The organism is Frankia sp. AgKG'84/4 (genome assembly GCF_023242965.2).
Lineage (GTDB): Bacteria > Actinomycetota > Actinomycetes > Frankiales > Frankiaceae > Frankia.
The window spans coordinates 1-8,324 of record NZ_JALKFU020000207.1 but is presented as its reverse complement, the minus strand read 5'-3'; the positions used below and the strand labels follow the sequence as shown (position 1 = coordinate 8,324).

Below are 8,324 nucleotides of genomic sequence, written 5' to 3'. Positions count from 1 at the left end.
CTCCGGCGCCGTGGCGCGCCGCGCGGTCGGCGAGGTCGGCGGCGAGCAGCGCCGCGCCCATCGCCAGGTCCGCGTCCGAGCGGTGCTCGACCCGGTGGATCTCCGGGAAGGCCGCGCGCAGCCGCCGGGCGACCAGCGGCAGGTAGGTGACGCCGCCGGAGAGCAGGACGCGGGACAGGTCCGCCGGCGACGCCGGCACCGATCGCAGCGCCCGGCGCAGCGCCTCGACCGAGTCCTCAATCGTCGGGCCGACCAGCGTCTCCAGCTCGGCGCGGGTCAGCGTCACCGAGGTGTCAACGCCGGGCAGCGCGATCGCCAGCTCGACCTCGTCCTCCTCGGCGAGGATCTCCTTGGCCTGGGCGGCGTCGCGGCGAAGGCGCTCGAGCGCGACCCGGGTGGCGGGGTCAGCCCGGTCCAGCCCGGTCGAGGCGATGCCGGCGTGGGCGAGCGCGCGGTCGACCAGCAGGGCGTCGACGTCGAGCCCGGCGCCGTGGCGCAGGCCCGCGGGCGCGCCCACGACCTGGAAGCCGAACGGGGAGAAGGACAGCACCGCGGTGTCGAGGAAACCGGCGCCGAGGTCGTACCAGCCGACGAGGTCAACGGTCTGGGTGACCGAGGCACGGGCGAGCAGGGTGCCCATCGCGTCGGCCGCGGCCACGGCCGTCACCGGCATCGCCAGGCCGGAGAGCTGGGCGGCGGCGTCGGCGAAGGCCTCCCGCCGCGACGCCGGCCAGAAGCTCGGATACGTCACGACGACCTGGTCGGGCGGACCGCCGAGCTGCTCCGACGCCGTCGTCACCAGGTAGGCGACGAACCGGCCGAGCAGGCTCTCCCTGCTGTACGCGGCACCGCCAAGCAGCACCTGGCCCTCGTCACCGAGGCGGCGCAGCAGGTCGGTGGTGGCGCGGTCCGGGTCGGTCCGGGCCCGGCGCTGCGCGCCGCGGGCGAACAGGGGGCTCGTACCCTGCGGCGCGTAGACGACCGACGGCAGCCGCCGCTGACCGCCCAGTTCGAGGACCCGGGGCCAACCCCCGTCGGCGATCCCGACGATGGTGTGCGCGGTCCCGATGTCGATGCCTAGCTGATAACCCACCGCGTCTCCCGACCATGCCGTCACGGGAGCCATCCCCCCACGGGAAGCACCCCCGACCACCGGCATCTCTATTGACCCGGATGGTGGGCATATCGTAAGGCACCTGACCTGCGTTTACGTATGTCCGGTGGCGGACACAGAAACCAGTGATCGATCTGAACCGGGCCGGCCTGGCCGGCCTGGCCGGTCGGCGCGAGGTGAGGTGGGGCGGCTCCCCGCGGGCCTCCCCACCTCACCGGGTCGGGGCGCGATCAGCCGCTGACGCGGTCCGGCTGGGAGTAGGCCAGCAGGGCCGGACGGTCCTCGGACAGCACGTACCCGGCGGCGATGGTCGCGGCCGCGCTGGTGGCGTAGCGCGATTCGTAGTCCGCCCGGGACGGGTAGAGGGCGGCGAGGCGGGCGGCGGGCAGCGGCTTCGTGGAACCGAGCAGCAGGCAGACCGTCGACTGGGTCGGCCCGGGCTCACCGGAGAGCACGTCGACCGGGACGTCGACCGGCGGGGTGCGGATGCCGCCGAGCGCGATGCCGTCGGCGTCGCGCGTGACGCTGGTGGACGACCCGCTCTGGGACAGTGCGATGCGCGGCGCGGTCGCCGGCGCGTGGCCGGCGGTGACCCAGGTGATGAGCGCGCGCCAGGCCGCCTTGACGACCAGGTGCATCGGGCCGTTGTTGATCGGTACGCCGCAGTCGAAGCTCGACGCGGTCGGGCCGATCAGGTGGGCGTCCGCGTGGGCGGTGCCGGGGACCTCCCACAGGCGGAAACGGTCACTGTCGGGCTGGCGGGCCTTGGCGGAGTTGAGCAGCCCGGTCAGGTCCGTCTCCGTCTGGACGTCGAGCACCGGGGCGCTCTGGTCCGTGCGGAAGGTCGCCGGAGAGTTGAAGATCGCTCCGGCCAGGTCCGCGTTCTGCCCGGCGCCGACCAGCGGCAGGCCGGCGGCACCCCGGCTGTGCACGAAGAAGGCGTCGAAGGCCCGGGTCAGCGGTTGGACCCCGTTGTAGTACGTCGTCAGCGCGAAGGCCGACTGCGACTCGCCCGCCGCGATCACCTTCTGCGGCCGCAGACCGTCCAGGGCCGCGCCGGTGCGCAGGGCGCGGGTGATCTGGGTGTAGATGTCGAAGGAGAACCCGTCGCCGGGGTGCGTCAGGGAACCGTAACGGGCTGGGTCGATCGTCTTGAGTCCCTTGCCGGCCAGGCCCGAGGCGCCGGGTGTCGGGACGAGCACCGGCCCGCCCTCGATCCCGATCCGCTGGGCCGACACGCCGACCCAGATATCACCACGCCGGGTGAGCTCCTCGGACAGACTGGCCCACTCGGGATCGATATCGATGCCGCTACTGACATTGAGCCACTCGACGAGAACGTTGCCACTGAACTTCGTCGCCGCGGCCGGCCGGCGCACGATGATCCGGCTTTTGTACTGCGCGGTGCCGTTCGGCGTGAGGGTCCATCTGCCGTCGCCGCCGAGGCTGCCGGCGGCCTGGTAGGAGGTCGCCGTGCCCGACGCGGCGTATTCGGCCTGGGTGTAGCCGGCCTGGTTCAGGTCCACCGGGGTCGACTCCGCGATGAACGGGCCGTTCCCACCGGTCAACGGGTGCGACAGGTCCGCCACCGGCCCTGGGGCCGGCGGCGTCGGGGTCGGGATCGGGGTCGGGGTCGGGGTCGGGCCGCCGGTGCCGGGACCCGGTCCGGTGACCGGCAGGCAGGCGGTCGTCACGACCGCCAACCCGGCGACGAGCAGGGCGAGCGGCGCCACGGACGCCCACCGGCGCCGCCGCCCGCCGACTAACCGGCGATACGTCCGGGGCGAGCCCCCGGAATGCCTCATTGTCATGACTGACCCCGATCCCGCAGAGACTCGCTCGGCATCCAGGAGGACGACGGAATACCCCGGAGGTCGCAACAACAATTCCTGCGTGCGAATCCGAGAATGCAGCTTTACCCGTCGGTAACCTGACCGGCGATGGAATCATCGAAGTCTCGGCGCGCGGGAGTCAAGCGAACGACGGCGGGACCTGGCAGGGCCGGCCGCGGACCGCCGACGCCGATCGGATCCGGGCGTCCGGGGGGGCGGAGGGTCCCGGGCCCCAACCACCGACCCGACCCGCGCGGCCAGGGATGGCTCCGGGCCGGTCCGCTCGCGCGGGTCGATCGGCGGCCCCTCCGAACGGGCGGGGACGGGCGTGGCGGATGCGAACAGGAACGCGCACGAAGGTGCCCCGAGGGTCCGTCGGTGCCCAGTGCGCCGCGGCGCACTGGTCCGTACACGGTGGTTCGGCGTGGACGCGGGTCAGTCGGTGGCGGCGGGGCCGGGCGGCGCTTCGTTGAAGGCGTCGAGGATCGCGTCGGCGGCCAGCGCCGGGGTGAGGGTGCCCTCGCGGACACGGCCCTCGAGGTCGGGGGTGATCTCCCGGACGCGTGGGTGGGAGCGCAGCGCGTTGGTGAGGCGGTCCTGGACCATCGCCCAGGTCCAGTCGACCTGCTGGCGGCGGCGGCGGGCGGCGAGCGCGCCGGTGGCGTCCAGGGTGTCCTGGTGGGAGACGATCTGCGCCCAGACGGTGTCGATGCCCGTGCGCTGCTCGGCGCTACAGGTCAGCACCGGGGTGTTCCAGTCGCGCGGGCCGGAGGCGCCCTGCAGCATCCGCAGCGCCCCGGCGAGTTCGCGGGCGGCGCGGCGGGCGTCGAGTTCGTGCGGTCCGTCGGCCTTGTTCACCGCGATGACGTCGGCGAGTTCCAGGACACCCTTCTTGATGCCCTGCAGCTGGTCGCCGGTGCGGGCCAGGGTGAGGAACAGGAAGGTGTCGACCATCTCCGCGACCGTGGTCTCCGACTGGCCGACGCCGACCGTCTCGACGACGACCACGTCGTAGCCGGCCGCCTCCATGACGACCATCGCCTCCCGGGTCGCTTTCGCGACGCCGCCGAGGGTGCCGGCGGTCGGCGACGGGCGGATGAACGCCGCCGGGTCGATCGAGAGCGCCGCCATCCGCGTCTTGTCGCCGAGGATGCTGCCGCCGGTGCGCGTCGAGGACGGGTCAACGGCGAGCACCGCCACCTGATGCCCGCGGCCGGTGAGCATCGTGCCGAGCGCGTCGATGAACGTCGACTTGCCCACGCCGGGCACGCCGGTGATGCCGACCCGCCGCGCCTTGCCGGCGTGCGGCAGCAGGCTCACCAGCAGCTGCTGCGCCAGTTCACGGTGGTCGGCCCGGGTGGACTCGACCAGCGTGATGGCCCGCGCGATCCAGGTACGCGAGGCGGCCAGCACGCCGTCCGCGTACTCGTTGATGTCGATCGTTCGACGGCTCACGATGCGAGAGATGCCATGGTCGGGCGGGCGCGTCAGGCGGCCGCGTGGCCGAGCTGTTTGGCCAGGCTCGCGAGCAGCTCCAGCGCCGCGTCGGCGATGACCGTGCCGGGCGGGAAGATCGCCGCCGCGCCGGCGGCCCGCAGCTCGTCGAAGTCGCCCGGGGGGATGACCCCGCCGACCACGATGAGGATGTCGGACCGGTCCAGGGCGGCGAGCTCCTCGCGCAGCGCCGGCACCAGGGTGAGGTGCCCGGCGGCGAGCGAGGACACGCCGACGATCTGCACGTCCGCCTCGACCGCCTGGCGGGCGACCTCGCCGGGCGTTTGGAACAGCGGGCCGACGTCCACGTCGAAGCCGATGTCGGCGAAGGCGCTGGCGATCACCTTCTGGCCACGGTCGTGGCCGTCCTGGCCCATCTTCGCGACGAGGATGCGGGGGCGGCGGCCCTCCTCGCGCTCGAACGTGGCGGCGGCCTCGCGGGCGGCGGCGACGTTTCCGGCGGATCCCGCCTCTTCCCGGTACACCCCGGAAATGGTACGGATCTGGCCGGAGTGGCGCCCGTAGACCTTCTCCAGGGCGTCGGAGATCTCCCCGACGGTGGCCCTGGCGCGGGCCGCGTCCACAGCGAGGGCCAGCAGGTTCTGCTCCAGCCCCGGTCCGCGGCGCCCGTCGCGGGCGGCGTCGGCGGCGGCCGTCAGCGCGTGCAGGGCCGCCTCGACCGCGGCGCCGTCGCGTTCGGCGCGCAGCCGGTGGAGTTTCTCGATCTGCTCGGTGCGCACCGCCGAGTTGTCGACCTTGAGGACCTCGATGGCCTCGTCGGCGTCGACCCGGTACTTGTTCACGCCGATCAGCGGCTGGCGGCCGGCGTCGATGCGCGCCTGGGTGCGGGCGGCGGCCTCCTCGATGCGCATCTTGGGGATGCCCGCGTCGATGGCCTGCGCCATGCCGCCGGTCGCCTCGACCTCGCCGATGTGCGCCCAGGCCCTGGCCGCCAGGTCGTGGGTGAGCCGCTCGACGTAGTGGCTGCCGCCCCACGGGTCGATGACCCGGGTCGTGCGCGACTCCTGCTGCAGCAGCAGCTGGGTGTTGCGGGCGATGCGGGCGGAGAAGTCGGTGGGCAGCGCGAGCGCCTCGTCGAGGGCGTTGGTGTGCAGCGACTGGGTGTGGCCCTGGGTCGCGGCCATCGCCTCCACGCAGGTGCGCACCACGTTGTTGAACACGTCCTGCGCGGTCAGCGACCAGCCCGAGGTCTGCGAGTGGGTGCGCAGCGACAGCGACTTGGCGCTGGTCGGGTCGAACTGCTTCACCAGCCGCGCCCAGAGCAGGCGGGCGGCGCGCAGCTTCGCGACCTCCATGAAGAAGTTCATGCCGATCGCCCAGAAGAACGACAGCCGGGGGGCGAACGCGTCGATGTCCAGGCCCGCGGCCAGGCCCGCCCGGATGTACTCCACGCCGTCGGCGAGGGTGTAGGCGAGTTCCAGGTCGGCCGTCGCGCCGGCCTCCTGCATGTGGTAGCCGGAGATGGAGATCGAGTTGAACCGGGGCATCCGCTGCGAGGTGAACGAGAAGATGTCCGAGATGATCTGCATCGAGGGCTGCGGCGGGTAGATGTAGGTGTTGCGGACCATGAACTCTTTGAGGATGTCGTTCTGGATGGTGCCCGCGAGCTGCTCGGGCGCGACCCCCTGCTCCTCGGCCGCGACGATGTAGAGCGCGAGCACCGGCAGCACGGCGCCGTTCATGGTCATCGACACGCTCATCTTGTCCAGCGGGATGCCGTCGAAGAGCTGGCGCATGTCGAGGATCGAGTCGATGGCGACGCCGGCCATGCCGACGTCGCCGGTGACCCGCGGGTGGTCGGAGTCGTAGCCGCGGTGGGTCGGCAGGTCGAAGGCGACCGACAGGCCCTTCTGGCCGGCGGCGAGGTTGCGCCGATAGAACGCGTTCGACGCCGCCGCCGTGGAGAAACCGGCGTACTGGCGGATCGTCCACGGCTGGGTGACGTACATCGCCGGGTACGGCCCGCGCAGGTACGGGGCGACCCCCGGGTAGGTACGCAGGAAGTCGAGCCCGGCGGTGTCACTGGCCGTGTACAGCGGCTTGACCGCGATGCCCTCCGGGGTGTCCCAGGTCAGGGCCTCGACGTCCTTGCCGGTCTCCGCCTCGACGGCGGCGCGCCACTCGGGCTCGGCGGCGTCGGCGGCGGCCGGCACCGTGCCGAGCTCGACCTTGGAGAAGTCCGGGATCGCGGTGGAACGCGAATCCGAGCTGTCGACGGTCATCAGGCCACTCCCGCCTCGGCCAGCGTCGCCTGGAGAACGACGACGGCGTTGCATCCGGTGAACACGTATCCGTCGATGCCCGCGTCCGCGTCGGACTGGGCGCGCGAGCCTGGTTGGCCCGCGAGCCACACCTGGCGGGCGCCCGCCTCCCGCAGCGCCCGCGCGACACCGGCGGCGTGCTCGGCGTACACCTTGTCGCCGGAGCACAGGCAGGCGACGGCGGCACCGGCGGCGGTGAAGGCCGCCGTGATCGCCGCCGGGTCGGTGCCGACGCCGGACGTCGGGGTCTCGAAGCCGCCGGCCTGGAACAGGTTGGCGGCGAAGGTGGCCCGCGCCGTCGAGGCGGCGGCGCTGCCGAGGGTGACCAGGAAGACCACGGGGCGCGCGCCGGCAGCGGTGTGTGCGTCCGCGCGGGCGCGCAGCTCCTCGAAGTCGGCGTCGTAGTGGATCACCGGGAGGCCGGGGCCGGCGCCGGCGGGGGCCTCGATCGGCTCGGCCGGCAGCGGGGGCCGTTGCGGGAGTTTCTCCGCGACGTTCGGGAACTCGCTCACGCCGGTCAGCGGGTCGCCGCGGTGGGCGATCGCCTCCGCGCGGGCCGCCGCGGTGACGGCGATCCGCTCGGCGACCAGGCCGGCGCGCAGCGCCTCGACGATCCCGCCGGCCGCCTCGATCTCGGTGAACACCGACCAGGCCGCCTCGGCGAGGTCGTCGGTGAGCGATTCCACGAACCAGGAGCCGCCGGCCGGGTCGATCACCCGGATCAGGCTCGATTCCTCCTGCAGCAGGGTCTGGGTGTTGCGGGCGATGCGGCGGGAGAAGTCGTCGGGCTGGCCGAGGCGGGTGTCGAACGGCAGCACGGTGACCGCGTCCGCGCCGCCGACACCCGCGCCGAAGCAGGCCAGCGTGGTCCGCAGCATGTTCACCCAGGGGTCACGCCGGGTCATCATCGCCGTTGAGGTGACCGCGTGCTGGCGCTGGCCGCGGGCGGCCGGTTCGGCCCCGCAGACCTCGGCGACCCGGGCCCACAGCCGGCGCGCGGCGCGCAGCTTCGCGATCGAGGAGAACTGGTCCGCCGTGACCGCGTAACGGAACTCGAGCTGGCGCAGCGCCTCGGCCAGGCCGAGGCCGGCATCGGTGAGCGCCCGCAGGTAGGCGACCCCGGTGGCCAGCGACGCGCCGAGCTCCTGCGCGTCACTGCCGCCGGCGCGATGGTAGGGCTGCGCGTCCACGACGAGGGCGCGCACGCCGGGGAACTCCCGCACGCACCGGGCGGCGAGCGCCGTCGCGTCGTCGAGCCCCGGCACGTCCCCCGCCGCCACGCCGATCCGCGCAGCCCGGCCGATCGGGTCGGCGCCCAGGCTGCCGGCGAGCTGCGAGCCGGGCAGCCCGCGGACGGCCACGAGCCGGAACAGCTCCTCGGCGGCCGACACCGTCTCGGCGCCCGCGTCCAGGACGATCGGCGCGAGGTCGAGGTACACGTCGGCGAGGACCGTCCCGAGCGCGGCTACCGGCAGCCCGCCGGGCCCCAGCCGCAGCCACAGGGAGGTCACGCCGTTCTCGAGGTCGGTGAGAACGGCCTCGCCCGCCGCCTTCGCGTCCGGCCCGGCGTGCAGGGCGCGGACGTCCCAGCCGGTGGTGCCG

The 8,324-nt window shown here is 73.6% G+C and carries 5 protein-coding genes; all 5 read right to left on the bottom strand.

Translation table 11 applies throughout. The annotated features are described in order from the left end of the window. On the bottom strand, positions 1–1,093 hold a 1,093-nt coding region (locus MXD58_RS14275), incomplete at its 3' end, for an Hsp70 family protein (protein WP_250609396.1). Positions 1,094–1,344: 251 nt separating this feature from the next. Continuing rightward, complete coding sequence (locus MXD58_RS14270) at positions 1,345–2,919, bottom strand: alpha/beta hydrolase domain-containing protein (RefSeq protein WP_248840297.1); 1,575 nt, start codon at positions 2,917–2,919, stop codon at positions 1,345–1,347. A 462-nt stretch (positions 2,920–3,381) separates the two neighbouring features. Further along, the gene (meaB, locus tag MXD58_RS14265) at positions 3,382–4,401 is read right to left on the bottom strand and encodes a methylmalonyl Co-A mutase-associated GTPase MeaB (protein WP_248840293.1); all 1,020 of its coding nucleotides are present in this window, start codon (positions 4,399–4,401) and stop codon (positions 3,382–3,384) included. Positions 4,402–4,433: 32 nt separating this feature from the next. Then, positions 4,434–6,683: a methylmalonyl-CoA mutase gene (scpA, locus tag MXD58_RS14260; RefSeq protein WP_248840292.1), complete on the bottom strand. Its 2,250-nt coding sequence runs from the start codon at positions 6,681–6,683 to the stop codon at positions 4,434–4,436. After that, positions 6,683–8,324 (bottom strand): methylmalonyl-CoA mutase subunit beta (locus MXD58_RS14255; protein ID WP_250609395.1); only part of this gene is annotated, 1,642 nt, incomplete at its 5' end. The genes MXD58_RS14255 and scpA, both read right to left, overlap by 1 nt.